The sequence below is a fragment of the Lentzea sp. NPDC006480 genome (assembly GCF_040611995.1).
Taxonomy (GTDB): Bacteria; Actinomycetota; Actinomycetes; order Mycobacteriales; family Pseudonocardiaceae; genus Lentzea.
The window spans coordinates 1-16,513 of record NZ_JBEXPJ010000060.1; the positions used below are offsets into that span (position 1 = coordinate 1).

Annotated in this window: 17 protein-coding genes; 8 read left to right on the forward strand and 9 right to left on the reverse strand. The window is 69.6% G+C overall.

Translation table 11 applies throughout. From position 1 onward, the window contains the following. From hemQ to hemE, 3 genes are all read right to left on the reverse strand, one after another. A partial coding sequence (gene hemQ / locus ABZX92_RS23250; RefSeq protein ID WP_355562943.1) for a hydrogen peroxide-dependent heme synthase occupies nucleotides 1-660 on the reverse strand: 660 nt, incomplete at its 3' end. Between the two features lie 23 nt (nucleotides 661-683). Then, nucleotides 684-2,111 carry a protoporphyrinogen oxidase gene (gene hemG, locus ABZX92_RS23255; RefSeq protein ID WP_355562945.1) on the reverse strand — a complete coding sequence of 476 codons (1,428 nt, stop codon included), beginning with the start codon at nucleotides 2,109-2,111 and terminating at the stop codon, nucleotides 684-686. After that, nucleotides 2,111-3,145 carry a uroporphyrinogen decarboxylase gene (hemE, locus tag ABZX92_RS23260; RefSeq protein WP_355562948.1) on the reverse strand — a complete coding sequence of 345 codons (1,035 nt, stop codon included), beginning with the start codon at nucleotides 3,143-3,145 and terminating at the stop codon, nucleotides 2,111-2,113. Before hemE ends, hemG begins: the two co-directional genes overlap by 1 nt. 72 nt (nucleotides 3,146-3,217) lie before the next feature. Between hemE and ABZX92_RS23265 the strand changes: the two genes are divergently transcribed. Further along, entirely contained in the window at nucleotides 3,218-3,760 is a 543-nt protein-coding gene (locus ABZX92_RS23265; RefSeq protein WP_045314992.1) for a DUF3000 domain-containing protein, read from the forward strand. Nucleotides 3,761-3,770: 10 nt separating this feature from the next. Here the strand turns inward: ABZX92_RS23265 and ABZX92_RS23270 are convergent, their stop codons facing one another. After that, complete coding sequence (locus ABZX92_RS23270; RefSeq protein ID WP_355563066.1) at nucleotides 3,771-4,910, reverse strand: dipeptidase; 1,140 nt, start codon at nucleotides 4,908-4,910, stop codon at nucleotides 3,771-3,773. Between the two features lie 327 nt (nucleotides 4,911-5,237). Between ABZX92_RS23270 and ABZX92_RS23275 the strand changes: the two genes are divergently transcribed. Then, entirely contained in the window at nucleotides 5,238-5,891 is a 654-nt protein-coding gene (locus ABZX92_RS23275; protein ID WP_181320591.1) for a response regulator transcription factor, read from the forward strand. Nucleotides 5,892-5,961: 70 nt separating this feature from the next. Further along, nucleotides 5,962-7,212 (forward strand): ribonuclease D, encoded by a 1,251-nt coding sequence (locus tag ABZX92_RS23280; protein ID WP_355562951.1) that lies wholly within the window; start codon nucleotides 5,962-5,964, stop codon nucleotides 7,210-7,212. Here ABZX92_RS23280 and ABZX92_RS23285 read toward each other — a convergent pair. Continuing rightward, nucleotides 7,160-8,119 (reverse strand): DJ-1/PfpI family protein, encoded by a 960-nt coding sequence (locus ABZX92_RS23285; protein ID WP_355562954.1) that lies wholly within the window; start codon nucleotides 8,117-8,119, stop codon nucleotides 7,160-7,162. The genes ABZX92_RS23280 and ABZX92_RS23285 overlap by 53 nt on opposite strands. Before the next feature lie 108 nt (nucleotides 8,120-8,227). On the opposite strand from ABZX92_RS23285, the gene ABZX92_RS23290 reads away from it, so the two are divergent. The 5 genes from ABZX92_RS23290 (at nucleotide 8,228) to ABZX92_RS23310 (ending at nucleotide 13,404) form a co-directional block, all read left to right on the forward strand. Further along, complete coding sequence (locus ABZX92_RS23290; RefSeq protein ID WP_355562957.1) at nucleotides 8,228-9,163, forward strand: NAD-dependent epimerase; 936 nt, start codon at nucleotides 8,228-8,230, stop codon at nucleotides 9,161-9,163. Nucleotides 9,164-9,264: 101 nt separating this feature from the next. Continuing rightward, a complete protein-coding gene (locus ABZX92_RS23295) occupies nucleotides 9,265-9,747 on the forward strand; it encodes a GNAT family N-acetyltransferase (RefSeq protein ID WP_355562959.1) in 483 nt (160 codons plus the stop codon). A 130-nt stretch (nucleotides 9,748-9,877) separates the two neighbouring features. Continuing rightward, nucleotides 9,878-10,024, forward strand: a complete 147-nt coding sequence (locus ABZX92_RS23300) for a hypothetical protein (RefSeq protein ID WP_355562962.1) — start codon at nucleotides 9,878-9,880, stop codon at nucleotides 10,022-10,024. Between the two features lie 58 nt (nucleotides 10,025-10,082). Then, a complete protein-coding gene (locus tag ABZX92_RS23305; RefSeq protein WP_355562963.1) occupies nucleotides 10,083-10,226 on the forward strand; it encodes a hypothetical protein in 144 nt (47 codons plus the stop codon). A gap of 34 nt (nucleotides 10,227-10,260) precedes the next feature. Next, the gene (locus tag ABZX92_RS23310) at nucleotides 10,261-13,404 is read left to right on the forward strand and encodes a S8 family serine peptidase (protein WP_355562966.1); all 3,144 of its coding nucleotides are present in this window, start codon (nucleotides 10,261-10,263) and stop codon (nucleotides 13,402-13,404) included. 39 nt (nucleotides 13,405-13,443) lie between these two features. On the opposite strand, the gene ABZX92_RS23315 is transcribed toward ABZX92_RS23310, so the two are convergent. Genes ABZX92_RS23315 through ABZX92_RS23330 form a run of 4 tightly spaced genes read right to left on the reverse strand, consistent with a single transcriptional unit; the run spans nucleotide 13,444 to nucleotide 16,391 of the window. Next, nucleotides 13,444-14,214, reverse strand: coding sequence for a hypothetical protein (locus tag ABZX92_RS23315; RefSeq protein WP_355562968.1), 771 nt, complete (start codon nucleotides 14,212-14,214; stop codon nucleotides 13,444-13,446). Beyond that, nucleotides 14,207-14,710: an RNA polymerase sigma factor gene (locus tag ABZX92_RS23320; RefSeq protein WP_355562971.1), complete on the reverse strand. Its 504-nt coding sequence runs from the start codon at nucleotides 14,708-14,710 to the stop codon at nucleotides 14,207-14,209. Before ABZX92_RS23320 ends, ABZX92_RS23315 begins: the two co-directional genes overlap by 8 nt. Before the next feature lie 41 nt (nucleotides 14,711-14,751). Continuing rightward, nucleotides 14,752-15,705: a HAMP domain-containing sensor histidine kinase gene (locus ABZX92_RS23325; protein WP_355562974.1), complete on the reverse strand. Its 954-nt coding sequence runs from the start codon at nucleotides 15,703-15,705 to the stop codon at nucleotides 14,752-14,754. Between the two features lie 17 nt (nucleotides 15,706-15,722). Further along, nucleotides 15,723-16,391 (reverse strand): response regulator transcription factor, encoded by a 669-nt coding sequence (locus tag ABZX92_RS23330; RefSeq protein WP_355562978.1) that lies wholly within the window; start codon nucleotides 16,389-16,391, stop codon nucleotides 15,723-15,725. Between the last annotated feature and the right edge of the window lie 122 nt (nucleotides 16,392-16,513).

Below are 16,513 nucleotides of genomic sequence, written 5' to 3' on the forward strand. Positions count from 1 at the left end.
CTTCGGCCGGCCCCAGCGGTCCCGCACGACCGGGTCCTTGATGTCCGTGCGCACCACGCACGGCGCCCCGGCCTCGCTGCGCAGCTTGATCCACCTCTCGTCCGCCTCGAACGCGAGCATCCACTCGTAGTCGCCCAGCGCGAACGACGCGACGGTGTTCGCGCGCACGTCCGGGTAGTCGCGGGCTTCCTTGCCGTGGTCCGCGAGCATCTTGCGGCGCTCGTCCTCCGGCAGCAGGTACCACTCGTAGGACCGCACGAACGGGTAGACGCACACGTACTTGCGCGCTTCCTCACCGGCGAGGAACGCCGGGATGTGGCTGCGGTTGAACTCGGCCGGGCGGTGCAGCGCGACCTGCGACCAGACCGGAGTCGAGACCTTGCCGAGCGGGGTGCGGCGGAAGCCCGTGTAGGCGGCCTGCACCTGCTCGATCTCCTCGGCGTGCCACCAGATCATGAAGTCGGCGTCGGCACGCAGACCCGCCAGGTCGTAGACGCCGCGGACGACGACGCCCTTGCCCTCTAACGCGTCCAGGTAGTTCTGGGTCTCCGCGGCGGCGGCGCTGCGGTCCTCAGGGAGCTTGCCCGGTTCGACCCGGAACACCGACCACATCGTGTAGCGGATGGTGTCGTTGAGCTCGTTGTAGTTCAGGCGTGCCATAGCTCCATCTTGGCACGGCCTCGCTAACGGCGAACTCGGCCCAGCAGGTGTGCTGCGACACGGGCCGCGGCCGAGTCCGCCGTGGCGATGCAGGCGGGCACGCCGACGCCGTGCAGCGAGGCGCCCGCGACCGCGATACCGGGGACGTGACCGATGCCGCGCTCGATGGTCTCGACCAGGTCGACGTGACCGACCCCGTACTGCGGCAGGCCTCCGCCCCAGCGCTGCACCACGTAGTCGATCGGCTCGGCCTTGACGCCGGTCAGTTCGTGCAGGTCGTTGCGCACGGCCTTCACCAGGTCGGCGTCGCTGCGCTGCAGGAGCGCCGTCTCGCCGTGCCGGCCGACCGAACCGCGCAGGATGACCGGTTCGCCGTAGTGCGACCACTTGCGGCTGGAGAACGTGAACGCCTTGGCGGTGAACGGGGTGATGCGGTCTGAGTACCGCTCCCCCTCCGCGATCAGGATGCCGGAGCGGTCCGGCAGCTCGGTGCCGGGCGGCAGGGCGAGCGCGACGACGGCCATCGAGGCGACCTCGATCTTGCCGTACGCGGCGGACACCTGCGGCGCGATCTCCGAGAGCAGCTTGCGCGCCGACGGAGCCGGGACGGCGAGCACGACGCCATCGCACTCCAGGTACTCGGGCGTGGCGGCCGAGCCGATCTCCAGGCGCCAGCCGTCGCCCTGCCAGGAGAGCACCCGCACCGGCAGACCGAGGCGGACGACCGGCTTCGCGACCTCGGCGAGCCGGTCGGCGAGCGACGACACCCCGTTGGCCAGGCTGGCGAACACCGGCGGCCGCGCGGCACGGGCCTGCGGCGGCGCGGGCATCATCGTGGCGGCCGCGGCGAGCAGCGAGCCGACGCCCTTGTCCAGCAGCGTGGCGATCTGCGGCATCGTGGCGCGCAGGCCGAGCTCGTCCGCACGGCCCGCGTAGACACCGCCGAGCAACGGGCTGACCAGGCGGTCGGCGACCTCGGGACCGAACCTGTCCTTCATCAGCGCGCCGACCGCGACGTCGCCGCCCCGCAGCTCGATCGGCGGCAGCGTCGGTTCCATCTCGACCCGCAGCGCGCCCTCGGACGACAGCATGTGCCGCACGGCCTCGACACTCGCCGGCACACCCATGAACGTGTGCGAGGGCAGCTGATGCGTGCGGCCCGCGGCATGTACCGAGGCTTTGGCCGCCGTCGGGTGCACGACGTGATCGGCGAGCCCGACCTCGGCGATCAGCTCCTGCGCCTCGGGCTTGCGGTGCAGGAACGCCTCCGCGCCCACGTCGAACCGCACGCCCGCGAGCTCGGTCGTGCGCAGCTTGCCGCCGAGCCGGTCGGACTGCTCGATCACGGTGATCCGCGCGTCCGGGCCGAGCAGCATCCGCAGCCGGTGCGCGGCGGCGAGGCCGGAGATCCCGCCTCCGACGACAGCTACGTGCGGCGCTCTTCCGTGCATTACAAGCTGTGGATCAGTTCGACGGTCCGGGTGATGATCTCCGGATCGGTGTCGGGGAGCACGCCGTGGCCGAGGTTGAAGATGTGGCCCGCGGCGGCCTTGCCCTCGGCGTGGATGCGGCGGACCTCGCGTTCGACGGCGTCGAAGCCCGCGAAGAACAGCGCCGGGTCCAGGTTGCCCTGCACCACGGGCTTCGGCAGTTCGGGAGCGGCCTTCTCGAGCCGGTCCACCGCCACGTCGAGCGGGAGCCGCCAGTCGACGCCCACGACGTCCGCGCCGGCCTCGCGCATCGCGGGCAGCAGCTCACCCGTGCCGACGCCGAAGTGGATGCGCGGCACCGTGGTGATCGTCTCGAGGACGCGCTTGGAGTGCGGCAGCACGAACTCGCGGTAGTCGCGCTCGGACAGCGCGCCCGCCCAGGAGTCGAACAGCTGCACGGCCTGCACGCCCGCGTCGAGCTGCGCGTGCAGGAAGGCCGCGGTGACGTCCGCGATCTTGGCCAGCAGCGCGTGCCACAGCTCGGGGTTGCCGTGCATGAGCGCCTTGGTGCGCTCGTGGTTCTTGCTCGGACCGCCCTCGACGAGGTAGCTCGCCAGCGTGAACGGCGCTCCGGCGAACCCGATCAGCGCGACCTGCTGCGGGAGTTCCTTCAGCAGCAACCCGATGGCGTCCGCGACCGGCTGGACCTGCTCGGCGTGCAGCTCGGGAAGAGCCTGCACGTCATCGAGCGTCCGGACCGGGTTCGCGACGACCGGGCCGGTGCCCGCGACGATGTCCAGGTCGACACCGGCGGCCTTCAGCGGCACCACGATGTCGGAGAAGAGGATCGCGCCGTCGACGCCGTGCCGCCGGACGGGCTGCATGGTGATCTCGCAGACCATCTCGGGATCCATGCAGGCGTCGAGCATCGCGGTGCCCTGGCGCAGTGCCCGGTACTCGGGCAACGACCGTCCCGCCTGCCGCATGAACCAGACAGGGGTGTGCGACGGGGTGCCGCCACGCGCGGCCACAAGAAGGGGTGCCATGGAAGTCATCTCCCTTTCATGGTCCCACGTCTCGGCGTGCCGCCATCACCCGGCCGGATTGCGAGGCATACAGTCAGTTGTGTGACCGAGCCGGAAATCTTCCGCCGGGCGGTGGGGACGCTCAAGTCGGTTCGCCACAGGCCCGAGATCGAACTCACCGAGGTTCGACCGCCCCAGCGGCTCGCGCCCTGGGCGTACGCGCTGACGGCTGAGGTCACCGGCCCGTCGGACGAGCTGTCGACCGGGAGGCTCGTGCTGCTGCACGACCCGGACGGCGACGAGGCGTGGGGCGGTGTCCTGCGCGTCGTGGCGTACGTGCGGGTGGAGCTGGACCACGAGCTCGCGTCGGACCCGCTGCTGCCCGAGGTCGGGTGGTCGTGGCTGACCGAGGCGCTGGAGCAGTCCGGCGCCGGGTTCACCGCGCTGGGCGGGACCGTGACGCAGACGTCCTCGGCCCGGTTCGGCGACATCGCGGGGCCGGCTCGCACCGATGACCTGGAGCTGCGCGCGTCCTGGACCGCTCTGGACGGCGAACTGGCCGAGCACGGCACCGCGTTCTACGAGCTGATGGCGACAGCCGTGGGGCTGCCGCCGGTCGGGGTCACCATGTTCGGGCAGCGCTAGTCAGCGCTGGTCAGCTCTCGTCCGCGTCGCGCAGGACGCGCAGGACGTTCGCGCCCGCGAGCTTCGTGCAGTCGTCCTCGGACCACCCCTTGTCGAGCAGCGCGCCGATGAGGTTGGGGTAGGTCGAGACGTCCTCCAGTCCCTGCGGAAGCTCCCCGACACCGTCGTAGTCGCCGCCGAGACCGATGTGGTCGATGCCGACGACCTCGCGCGCGTGCTCGACGTGCGCGACGACGTCGTCGAGCGTCGCGGTCGGCGCCGGATGGTCGACGATCCACTTCTCGCCGAAGACCTTGCGGGCGCCGAGGTCGGCGTGGTTCTCGCCGGCGGCGGTCATCGCGTCACGAAGGGCTGCATCCCATTCAGCGAATCGGGGTGCGACGAAGCTCGGGACGAATGTGATCATGGCCACACCACCGTTGTCCTTGAGCTTGACCAGGACGTCGTCCGGGATGTTGCGCGGATGGTCCGCGACGTGGCGGCACGACGAGTGGCTGAAGATGACGGGCTTGACGCTCGTCTCGAGCGCGGCGTGCATCGTGCTCGGCGCGACGTGGCTCAGGTCGACGAGCATGCCGATCCGGTTCATCTCGCGGACGACGTCGCGGCCGAACTCGGTCAGCCCGCCGTGTTGTGGCTGGTCAGTGGCACTGTCGGCCCACGGCGTGTTGTCGTTGTGGGTGAGCGTCATGTAGCGGACACCCAGGCGGCGCAGCGCGCGCAGAACCCCGAGTGAAGAGTTGATGGAATGTCCGCCCTCGGCCCCCAGGAGGGACGCGACACGCCCGGACGCGAAAACTTTTTCAGCCTCCGCGGCGGTCGTGGCGATGCCCAGGTGGCCGGAGTAGCGCTCGGCCAGCTCGTAGACCAGTTCGACCTGCTCCAGCACGGCGGTCACGGCTCCGTCGCCCGCCAGCCGGCACGGAATCCAGACGGACCAGAACTGCATCCCGAGACCGCCCTCGCGCATTTTCACGAGGTCGGTGTGCAACCTGGGATGACGTTCCGTGAGATCGATCTTCGCGGCGGTCGTGTAGACGTCCTCACCCGTTCCGTCACCGAACTCCCGCAATGCCCACGGGAGGTCGTTGTGGCCGTCGACGAGGGGTACACGCTGCAGCAACGCCCGCGCTCGTTCCGGACCGGTCAGGCTCGGCACAACCAACTCCTATACGTCGTCATGAGGGGATCTCGTGTTACTCCCCCTATCTAGTTGTCATCCGATCGTGTGACAGATGAGTCCATCTGTCACAACTCAATAGGGATAGATACCCGATTGATCGTCCCGTAGACCCGCATGGGCGGCTACGCTGCCCCAGACGACACCACTTTCGGTCGATCAGTGGCGCGGCTGATTGGACGAAAGTCTCCGGTGCCGGTCGGGGGGCACGACCGACTCCAGGGAGGTAGTGACGTGGCTGCCGTCGGCTTAGGTCAGGCCGTTCGTACCACGCCAGCCGGCTCGTTGCCGGCGAACATGGTCCCGCACCCGCGGGAAGAGCTTTTTTCAGTGCTGGTGGTCGACGACCACCCACTGCTGAGGGAGGCGATATCAGCTCGGCTCACGCAGATGGGAGCCGGGACAGTGCATGAGGCCGCATCGGTGGCAGAGGCTCGGGCGCGGGCACTTGCAACCGGTCCTTGCGACCTCGCGATCCTCGATCTGGGTCTGCCGGATGGCACCGGCATCGACCTGGTCACGGAACTCCGTGCCCAGGGCTGGCCCCGCATCGTGGTCCTCGCATCCTCCGACGACCCCTACGCGGTCAGGTCGGCCTTCCAGGCGGGCGCCCAGGCGTACCTCCTGAAGTCCGCCTCTCCGATGGTGGTCACCGACGGGGTGCGCAGGGTTCTCGATGGTGGCGTTTACGCAGATCCGAGCGTGGCACCAGTACTCGCAGCGGGTACTCGGGTGCCGGGCACGGACAACACGCCGCGGGAACTCTCCGCGCGTGAGGTCGAGGTGCTCCAGCTGGTCGCCGATGGCCAGAGCAACAAGGAAATCGGCGAGGCTCTGAGCTTGTCCGCGTTGACGGTGAAGTCTCACCTGTCGCGGATCGGCCGGAAGCTGGGCACCGGGGATCGCGCTCAGATGGTCGCGCTGGCAATGCGTGCCGGCGTGATCCGTTAGATACCGGTTTGAAGCACTGAACCGGCCGAGAACACCTGTGAGTGGTGCGATCGTCGTAGGGTCATCCGCTGTGGATGTACCCGCCGACGAGCCAACCGCACCAACCGGACCAGATCCGGTACCGCTGACGGAACCTGCTGATGGGGTCCCGCCCGTGGTCGCCGATCCTGCTGCGCTCCGGCGAGCCGCTGACGCGCTCGCCGGGGCGAAGGGTCCGGTCGCGGTGGACACCGAGCGAGCCTCGGGCTACCGCTACTCACAGCGTGCCTATCTGGTGCAACTGCGCCGGGAGGGTGCCGGCACATGGCTGGTCGACCCGATCGCTCTAGGCGGTCGGATGGACCCGCTGGTGCAGGCGCTCGATGGCACTGAGTGGGTGTTGCACGCGGCGTCTCAGGACCTGCCGTGCCTCGCTGAACTCGGGCTGCGCCCCGGCGTGCTGTTCGACACCGAGCTGGCGGGCAGGCTGGCTGGGTTCGAACGTGTCGCACTGGGCACGCTCGTGGAACGGCTACTCGGTTACAGGCTCGAGAAGGGGCACGGCGCGGCCGACTGGTCGCGCCGGCCCCTTCCTGCCGATTGGCTGACGTACGCCGCTCTGGACGTGGAGCTGCTCGTGCAGCTGCGCGACGTTCTCGAAGCCGAGCTGGAGCGCCAGGGCAAGCTCGCCTGGGCGCTCGAGGAGTTCGAGGCGGTGCGGACGGCGCCGTTGCCGCGCCCCCGCACCGACCCCTGGCGGCGCACGTCGGGCATCCACCGAGTGCGCAACCAGCGTCAACTGGCCCTGGTGCGTTCGCTGTGGGAAGCCCGCGACGCCGTGGCCCGCGAACGCGACATCGCCCCCGGCCGAGTCCTCCCGGACTCCGCGCTGATGGAGGCAGCCGCCCGCAACCCGGCTTCCGAAGCCGAACTGCTTTCTTTGCCGGTCTTCCGCGGCCGGGCCCAGCGCCGCATGTCCGGCGTCTGGATGAACGCCGTCCGCAAGGCGGCCGATCTGCCCAAGTCGGAGCTCCCGGAACCAGCGGGCCAGCACGACGGCCCACCCCCGCCCAACCGCTGGGCGGACAAGGACCCGGACGCCGCAGCGCGTCTCGCCGCGGCCCGCGCGGCCCTGACGGCGATCGCCGAGGCCAACACCCTCCCGGTGGAGAACCTCCTGCTGCCCGACCTGGTCCGCCGCACCTGCTGGCAACCGCCGGCCGACCTCTCCCCGGAGTCCGTGGCCACCGTGCTGCGCGACGGAGGGGCTCGGTCGTGGCAGATCGAGCTCACCCTCGAAGCGTTGGCCAAGGCTCTGACCGCGACCGCTCCGCCGTCCTGAACGACCGGCGGTAGGCGGACGGCGTGAGACCCGTCCGGCGGACCAGGTGCTGCCGCAGCGAGTCCGCGCTGCCCAGGCCGCTGTGGCGGGCCACCAGGTCCATCGGCAACGTGCTGGTCTCCAGCAGCTGACGGGCGCGGTCGACACGCCGGTGCAACAGCCAGCGCAGCGGGCTCAGCCCCGTCTCGGCGTGGAACCGCCGGGTCAGGGTGCGGACGCTGATGCCGGCGTGCACGGCCAGGTCCGTGAGGGTGAGCGGCTCGTCGAGCCGGCGCAGCGCCCATTCGCGGGTGGCGGCGAGGGAGGTGTCCTCGGTGGCCGGCAGTGGCGTGTCGACCACCTGAGGCTGGTCACCCGGACGAGGCGCGGCCACCGCCAGTCGTCCTGCGGTGGCGGCCGCCGCAGCGCCGAGGTCAGTGCGGATGAGGTGCAGGCACAGCTCGACGCAGGCGGCGGCACCGGCTGAAGTGAGCACCGGGCCGTCTTCGACGTACAGCGCGTCCGGCACGACCGTCACGCGGGGATGACGACGGGCGAGCTCGTCGGTCAGCCCCCAGTGCGTGGTGGCGCGCCGCCCGTCCAGCACCCCTGCCTGCGCGAGCACGAAGGCGCCGGTGCAGATCGCGGCCATGCGGGCACCGGCCTCCGCCGCCGCGCGGACCGCGTCCAGCACCCGGCGGTCGGTGTCGCGGCCACCACCGCCGATCACGATGCACGTGCCGGCCTGCCTCACGGCGGCGAGATCGAGGTCGACGACAACGTCAGGGCCGCCGACCGCCTCCACGCGTCCCGGGTCGGCCGTGCACACGCTGATCTCGTAGCCGTCGGCGGTGTCCAGGATCATCCGCGCGATGGCCAGGTCGAACGAGAACACCGGCGCTACTACGACGAAGACGATCCGATGCATGGCCAGAACCTCCGGGAACGTGGCAAGCGTGCCGGTGCCGCGAGCCGGGCGCGCGCACCACAGTGGATCAAGCGAATCCACGCATCCCATGTTCCCGGAAAGAGGACCATGCACGTGATCATCGGCCGTGGTGCCACGGCCACCGCCGCCGCACTCCTGCTCGCCGAGTCCGGCGACCCGGTCAGGATGGTCAGCCGCTCCGGCGGCGGCCCCGAGCACCCCCTGGTCACCCGAATCGCCCTCGACGCGGGCGACGCCACCGCGCTGACCGACGTCGCCGCGGGCGCGACCACGATCATCAACGCCGCCATGCCCGCCTATCACACGTGGCCGCAGACCGTGCCGCCGTTGTTCGGCGCCATCCTCGCCACCGCCGAACGCACGGGCGCCGCTTACGTGATGCTGGGCAACCTCTACGGCTACGGCCCAGTCGACGGCCTGGTAACCGAGGACCACCCGTTGGCCGCGACCGGCCCCAAAGGCTCCGTGCGGGCCCGCATGTGGCTGGAGGCCAAGGCCGCGCACGACGCGGGCCGCGTCCGCGTCACCGAAGTGCGCGCCGGCCAGTTCGTCGGTCCCGACGCCGTCTCGACCTTCACCCTGTTCGTGGCGCCCAAGGTGCTGGCCGGGCAGCTCGCTCTCGTGCCGGCCGCATTGGACGTCCCGCACTCCTACACCTCGATCGGCGACGCAGCACGCGCCCTCGTCACCGTCGCCCGTGACGAACGCGCCCTTGGCCATGCGTGGCACGCCCCGGTCGTCATCACCTCGGTCGAGACCATGGCGACGCGGCTCGCCGAGTTGGCCGGAGCAGAGCCCCCGCGACTCGCGGAGATGACCGACCGGGAGCTGACCCTGCTCGGCGCCACCGCACCGCTGTGGAACGAGCTCTGGGAGACCCACTACATGTCGCACCGCCCGTTCGTCGTGGACGCCTCCCGCGTCTCCGAGACGTTCGGCCTGACAGCCACCCCGCTCGACGAGGTCCTCGCCGCGACGCTACGCCGGGCAGGCATCCCGCCGCGAACGCTCACCACCACCTGACCGAACCGATATATCAGTTTCCCGCACCCTTGCTGACCTGCTCCTTAGCAATGAGACTTTGGACTTCGTCCGCAAAAGACCCATTGCAAGGGCAGGTCAGCATGATCAGCACCGACCGGCTGGACCTCCTGCCGCTGCGGGTCGAGCACGCTGCGGAGATGGTCTCGGTGCTGTCGGACCCGGCGCTCCACGCGTTCACCGGCGGCACCCCGCTCTCACCCCAAGCCCTCCACACCCGCTACGAACGACTGGTCGCAGGCTCCCCCGACCCGGCCGAACGATGGCTCAACTGGGTGATCTCGCTGCGCGACGAGGGCTGCCTCGTCGGCACCGTCCAGGCGACCGTCACCAGCGAGATCGCAGAGATCGCCTGGGTCGTCGGCACGCCGTGGCAGGGCCGCGGCATCGCGAGCGAGGCAGCGCGGGGGCTCGTCGACTGGCTCGCCGCCCAACCGGTGCGCACCGTCGTCGCTCACATCCACCCCGGCCACCACGCGTCGGCCGCCGTCGCTGCCTCGGCCGGGCTCGCCGCCACCGAGCAGTGGCACGACGGCGAGGTCCGCTGGCAGCGTCCCTTGCAATGAGTCTTTTGCGGACGAAGTCAAAAGAGTCATTGCTAACCAGCAGGTGGCGGGGTGTGGCTAAGCCGATATATCAGTTGGCCGACCAGACGACGGTGCTCTGACAACGTTGTCACGCCATGGTGGCACGGTGGTGAACCGGTTCGACGACTTCGCCGGGTTCCGCAACACGATCGACGTCGGCGACGACGGGTGGAGCGTGAACAACGCGACCCTGCGCGATGTCATCTCGCACAAGGAGTGCCACATCGTCGAGGGCGCGCGCCAGGCAGTGTGGTAGCCGGCACTTCCCGAAGCGGCAGGAGAACGACAACCGCAACCTGGTCGACACGCGCCGGATGAACGCCGGTGAGTTCGTCCACTTCATGAGCGGCGCCGTCGGCCGGGACCTGAGCGGCATGGCGCAGCAGGCGTTCAACAGCGGGTTCAACCGTGCCCAGTTCGACCAGGCAAAAGTGAATTTCCCGAGCATCACCTGCTGAAAGACCGGCCCCTCCTGACGGACATGTCCCCTGTGTGAAACGAATTCTCCCCTTCGCCGTGGCCGGCTTCGTGCTGGCCACGGCGTTCACGCCGACCGCAAACGCCGACACAGACCAGAAACCCACTGCCCACTGGCTCACCCTGGTCACGGGTGACCAGGTCCGCACCGACGACAAGGGCAGGCCGACCGAGTTCAAGCCCGCCCCAGGACGCGAACACATCCCGGTCTCCACGAGAGAAGACGGCAAGCACTTCTACGCCATCCCCGCCGACACCGAAAGCGCGATCGCGGAAGGAAAACTCGACCGGCGCCTGTTCGACCTCGCCCTGCTGAGCCGCCCCGAGTACACCAAGCACGACGGCCTCCGCGTGCTCGTGTCGACCAGCACCGGCCTGCCAGGGGCCCGTTCGTTCAGCAAGATCGGCGTCGACGCCGTCACGGTGACCTCGCCGAGCCTGTGGAAGTCGCTGGACAACCACCGCTCAGCGCAGCCCACGATCTGGCTCGACGCGGTGCACAAGGCCGAGCTCGACCGCAGCACCGCGCAGATCGGTGCGCCGCAAGCGTGGCAACAAGGGTTCGACGGCAAGGGCGTGAAGATCGCCGTGCTCGACACCGGCGTCGACAACACCCACCCCGACCTCGCCACCCAGGAGATCGCGGAGAAGAACTTCACCGACTCCCCCGACAACGCCGACCGCGTCGGCCACGGCACGCACGTCGCGTCCATCGCCGCCGGCACCGGGGCCAAGTCGGGCGGCAAGTACAAGGGCGTTGCTCCCGGCGCGCGCATCATCGACGGCAAGGTGCTCGGCGACGACGGTTCCGGTTACGAGTCCGGGATTCTCGCGGGCATCGAGTGGGCGGTCGCGCAGGGAGCCGATGTCGTCAACATGAGCCTCGGCGGCGACGACGGCCCGTTGCTGGACCCGATGGAGATCCTGATCAACAAGCTCTCCCAGGAGACCGGCACGCTGTTCGTCATCGCGTCGGGCAACTACGGACCCAACTCGGTCGGCTCACCGGGCAGCGCCGATGCCGCCCTCACCGTCGGCGCCGTCGATCGCGACGACAAGCTGGCGTCGTTCTCCAGCACGGGTCCGCGCAACGGTGACGGCGCGATCAAGCCCGACATCACCGCACCCGGCGTCGGCATCGGTGCGGCGGCAGCGGGCAAGCTCGGCGAGACGCAGCCCAAGCCGGCCGACGGTTACGTGACGCTGAGCGGCACGTCGATGGCCACCCCGCACGTCACGGGCGCGGCGGCGATCCTGGCCCAGGTCCACCCGGACTGGCGCGGCGACCAGCTCAAGGCCGCGCTGATGGCGGCCGCGAAACCGGGCGCGCACAACCCGTTCGAGCAGGGCGCGGGCCGCACGGACGTCGCCAAGGCGATCAAGCAGACCGTCACGAGCGGCTCGGTCTCGTTCGGCACGGCGTTGTGGCCGCACCACGACGACGCCCCGATCACGCGGGATGTCCTGTACCGCAACGAAAGCGACCAGCCGGTCACGCTCGACCTGGCGATGAACACCTCCGCACCACAAGGCTTCTTCGTGCTCAAGGACACGAAGCTGACCGTCCCGGCGCACGGCGCCGCGAGCACGAAGATCACCGCTGACACGAGGCTGGGCGGCGACGCGTCCGGCACGTTCAGCGCGTACATCAACGCAAGTGGCGGCGGCCAAACCGTTGTCACACCAGCAGCTGTGACGCGCGAACCCGAGCGCTACAGCGTCACGATCAAGGCGATCGGCCGCGACGGCAAGCCCGCCGCGGACTGGCGCACCGACCTGCAGGGCGTCACGAGCGACGCGAAAGGCACGTTCCACCAGCTCGGCACCGGCCTGGAGACGTTGCGCGTGCCCAAGGGCCGCTACCTGCTGAGCGCACGCCAGTGGGTCGGTCCCGACCAGCCGAACCCCGGATACAACTGGTTCAACGGCACCAACTTCGAGATCACCGCCGACACCACGATCACGCTGGACGCCCGCCAGGCCAAGCCGGTCGACATCGCGTTGCCGGACAACCCCGCCGAGCGCCACTCGTACATCAGGGTCGGCCACAAGGTGCCGTCGATGGAGTACGGCTGGGGCCTGCTCGGCCTGCCGCTCAACGTCCTCAGCACCGCGCACGTCGGCCCGGCCGGAAAGCCCGGCGAGATGAACGAGCTCGTCGTCGCTTCCTACACCGGCGCCGATCACAACGAGTACCACCTCGCCGACCAGTCCACGACGCTCACGCAGTTCTGGACCGGCTACCGCAAACACCTGCAGGCCAAGGATCTCGTGACCATCGAGGCCTCGGCGGGTGCCACCGCCGAGGGACGCACCGGCTTCCTGCACGCGGAGGCCGCGCTCGGCGACAACCCGGTGTTCGGCGTCGCGTTCGGGTATCCCCTGCCGCACAAGCGAAAGATGCACCTGTACTCCCCCAGCCACACCTGGGGCTTTCGCTTCGAGCAGGACAACGGTGACGCCACCGAGGCGTACTGGACCGCCGCGGAGGAACAGTTCAAGCCGGGCCGGACCTACCGGAAGACGTTCAACACCGGCGTTTTCGGTCCCGCGCTGTCCGGTGAACGACGCGTCGGCCTGTTCCGCGACGGCGACGTCCTCTTCGGCAGCCTGCCGTTCTTCACCGACGGGCAGGGCCGCCCCGGCGGTTCGGCGGTGGAGTCGGGGTCGACGGTGCTGAAGCTGGGCGACAAGGTGATCGACTCGACCGACCGGCCGCTCGACCTGGAGACGTTCTTCTCGCTGCCCGAGACTCCTGGCCGGTACGAGCTGACCACCACGGCGAACCGTTCGGGTGTGGCGGCGATCAGCACCTCGGTCACCACGACGTGGGGTTTCAACTCCGCCCGCACCGAGGGTCCGGCGCAGATCCCGTTGTCGATGGTCCGGTTCACGCCGGAGCTCGCCCTCGACGGAACCCTGCCCGCACACCGGCTCCAGCGCATCCCGCTGACCGTCCAAGGTGGACAGCACAAGTCGCTGACCACTCAAGTCTCCTACGACAAGGGCACCACGTGGCAGAAGGCCCTGGTCATCGGCGACTCGATGTTCGTGACCAACCCGGCCATGGGCGGAAGCGTGTCGCTGCGGGCCACCGCGGTGAGCAAGGGTGGTGACTCGGTCACCCAGACCGTGATCAACGCCTATCTGACCAAGTGACCGCGAGGCGCCCGGCTTCCTGCCGGGCGCCTCGTCGTTTCACCGCTTCGGGAACGCCTCGTCGTAGACCGCCCGCAGATCAGGCTCGTCGAGACCGCTGTAACCGCAGCCCATCACCTGAGCGTCGGCCGCGGCCACGAGGTACTTCCTGCCGACCTCGGGCTCGAACCCGGCGAGCACCGGAGAAGCGGTGGTGTTCTTGACCTCGATGACGTCGGCCTGGCCGATCCACGCGTGCTGCACCTGCAGCGTCACGACGTTGCCCTCGATCTTCAGCACGGTCGCCTCGAACGCCATGCCCGCGTGCTCGGCGAGGAACGCGGCTTCCGGCTTGCGGCACCGGACGTCGGGGTCCTGCGGGCCGTCCGTCAGCACGGCGATCGTCGTCTTGCGGCCTTCCGACGGGCTCGGGCTGACCGGCGGCACGGGCACCGACGTGGTCCCGCTGGTGGAACGCGGTTGACTGCTGGTCCTGGGTTGTCCGTCCCCACTGCCGTCCGGCACACCGGAACCCGTGGCGAGACCGGACTGGCTGGAATCCGACGGAGGCTGCGCGATCCTCCAGTCCGGCGAGTGCCCGCTTCCGCCAGTGGCCAGCACGACCGCGCCAGCGGCCAGCGCGACGACGGCCGCAGCCCCGACGAGCACTGGTACACGCCTGGTATACGACTTGCGCACCACTGGAAAATCCAGCGCGGCGCCGGCCACGAGCCTCCTGGCCTCGTCCTCCGGCAACGGGCGCAACGACGCTGCCGGATCAGCGCGGCGCATGCGGTCGCGCAGGTCCCCGTCGCTCACACCGTCACTCATGGCCGCTTCCCTCCTCGTCCAAGACGGACTTCATCTTCTTGCGGGCGCGATGCAGGCGGATGCTGACCGCGTTGGCGCTCAGGCCCACGACCTGGGCGATCTCGGCCGGTCCGAGCTCTTCCCACGCCCAGAGCCGCACCAGCTCGGCGTCGACGGCCGACAGCCGCGAGAACGCCCTGGCGAGCGCCGGATCCGGGTCGTCACGAGCGGGCGCGTACTCGGGTGGTCTCGCCACCTGCCAGATCCGCACGAGCAGCCGGTCCTGTCTGCGGCGTGCCCGTTCGGCGTTGGCGAGACAGTTGCGCGCCACGGCGTATGCCCAGGCCAGCGGTTCGGTCGGCATCTCGGCCCGGCGTCGCCACGCGACCAGCAGCGTCTCGGACAGCACGTCCTCCGCGGTCGCCGGATCGGTCCGCCGCGCCAGGTACCGGCGCAGCGGCTCGATCAACTCCTGCGCGACAGCCTCGAACCCCGTTCGGCGCGGTTCCACGTCCACCTGCTCCACCTCGGGACATGTCCGGCAGGACACCCGGTCTTTCAACTTGAACGAGGAATTTCCACCGTGACGATCAACCCGCCACCATCACGAGCCTCGGCCTGCACTCGCCCGCCGTGCGCGACAGCCACCGCACGCACGATGGACAGCCCGAGCCCGGCGCCGTCCGGCCCGGTGCGTTGCCTCGCCCCGCGGTGGAACGGCTCGAACAGCAGATCGGCGTCCGTCACGACCTCGCCGGGATTCTCCACGGTCAGCCTGCCCCAATGTCCGGACGGCGTGACCCGCACCGACGCCGTGCCGCCAGGAGCGTTGTAGCGCACCGCGTTGTCGAGCAGGTTGCGCACGAGCTGCTCCAGCAACAGCTCGTCACCGAGCACCTCCACCGCGGCCACGCGCAAGTCGATCGGGCCGGTGATCTCGCTCGCGACGCGTTCGGCGACGGCGTCGAGCCGCACCCGTTCCCGCGTCCGCAGCTCCTGCTCGCCACGAGCGAGGTGCAGCAGACCGTTGATCAACGCGATGGACCTGTCGTTGCTGCGCAGCAGCTCTTCCCGGGCTCGCTGCACGCGTCCGGGGTCCGAAGACGACAGGCCGACCTGCACCAGCGTCCTGGTCACGGTCAGCGGCGTGCGCAGCTCGTGGGAGGCGTTCGCGATGAACCGGCCCTGCGCCGCGAACGCCGCGTCGACCCGGCGCAACGCCCGCCCGGTGAGCCACCAGCCGAGCAGCCCCGCGACCGCGCCCATCAGCAGGAACGTCAGCACCGACTGCCACAGCAGCCCGGCCAGCGCCTCGTCCCAGGCCTGGTCGCGGGGCACCATCTCGCCGAGCTGCTTCGGGCCGTCCTCGGAGATGTACATCCGCGGAGTCACCGCCCGTTCGAGCCGCAGGATGATCGCCCGGTTCGCGAAGTAGACGAACGTGACGACGATCGTGCTGGCGACCAGGAACAGTCCGATGTGGACGATCGTCAGCCGGGACCTGAGCGACATTCTGCCTGCTATCCGTCTCATGTCTGGGCACCGCGCAACCGGTAGCCGACGCCGGCGATGGTCTCGATGGCGCTCGCGTCGTCGAGCTTGGCGCGCAGGCGGGACATCGTGATGCGCACGGCGTTCGTGAACGGGTCCGCGTTCTCGTCCCACACGCTCGTCAGCAGGTCCTCGGCGCTGACCACCGCCCCGTTGGCCGCCATCAACGCGTGCAGCACGCCGAACTCCTTGACGGACAACGACAAGAAACGCCCGTTCTGCGAAACCTGCCGGAGCGCGGTGTTCATCTCGATGCCGCCGTGCCGCATCACGGGCGGCGCCGCGGGAGTGCTCCTCCTTGCGAGGGCGTCGATGCGCGCGACGAGCTCGTCGAAGTCGAACGGCTTGCCGAGGTAGTCGTCCGCGCCGATGCGCAGCCCTTTGACGCGCTCACGGACGTCGTCCATCGCCGTGAGCATGAGGACCCGCGTGCGCACACCGGACGCGATGAGCTCGCGGCACACGTCGTCACCGTGCTTTCCAGGCAGATCCCGGTCCAGCACCACGACGTCGTACTCGTCTCCGGCGAGTTTCTCCGTCGCGGTGAGGCCGTCGTGCGCGATGTCGACGGCCATTGCCAACTGCCGGAGTCCGTCGGCGATGAAGTCCGCCAGAACGGGTTCGTCCTCGGCGATCAGCACGCGCATCGCTACCTCCTCATGGTTTTCACACCCTCGCACAACAGTTGTTTCACCGGCATAACGACATTGCGAGACGTCGCTGAAACGGGTGGCTCCCTAACCTTTTCCACGTCGCCATCAACCCGATG

What these genes read in the sequence shown, in the direction of transcription:
- hemG (WP_355562945.1), bottom strand. Translation starts at nt 2,111, where the DNA reads ATGCACGGAAGAGCGCCGCACGTAGCTGTCGTCGGAGGCGGGATCTCC.
- hemE (WP_355562948.1), bottom strand. Translation starts at nt 3,145, where the DNA reads ATGACTTCCATGGCACCCCTTCTTGTGGCCGCGCGTGGCGGCACCCCG.
- ABZX92_RS23275 (WP_181320591.1), top strand. Translation starts at nt 5,238, where the DNA reads ATGGTCCCGCACCCGCGGGAAGAGCTTTTTTCAGTGCTGGTGGTCGAC.
- ABZX92_RS23285 (WP_355562954.1), bottom strand. Translation starts at nt 8,119, where the DNA reads ATGCATCGGATCGTCTTCGTCGTAGTAGCGCCGGTGTTCTCGTTCGAC.
- ABZX92_RS23290 (WP_355562957.1), top strand. Translation starts at nt 8,228, where the DNA reads ATGCACGTGATCATCGGCCGTGGTGCCACGGCCACCGCCGCCGCACTC.
- ABZX92_RS23295 (WP_355562959.1), top strand. Translation starts at nt 9,265, where the DNA reads ATGATCAGCACCGACCGGCTGGACCTCCTGCCGCTGCGGGTCGAGCAC.
- ABZX92_RS23305 (WP_355562963.1), top strand. Translation starts at nt 10,083, where the DNA reads ATGAACGCCGGTGAGTTCGTCCACTTCATGAGCGGCGCCGTCGGCCGG.
- ABZX92_RS23315 (WP_355562968.1), bottom strand. Translation starts at nt 14,214, where the DNA reads ATGAGTGACGGTGTGAGCGACGGGGACCTGCGCGACCGCATGCGCCGC.
- ABZX92_RS23325 (WP_355562974.1), bottom strand. Translation starts at nt 15,705, where the DNA reads ATGTCGCTCAGGTCCCGGCTGACGATCGTCCACATCGGACTGTTCCTG.
- ABZX92_RS23330 (WP_355562978.1), bottom strand. Translation starts at nt 16,391, where the DNA reads ATGCGCGTGCTGATCGCCGAGGACGAACCCGTTCTGGCGGACTTCATC.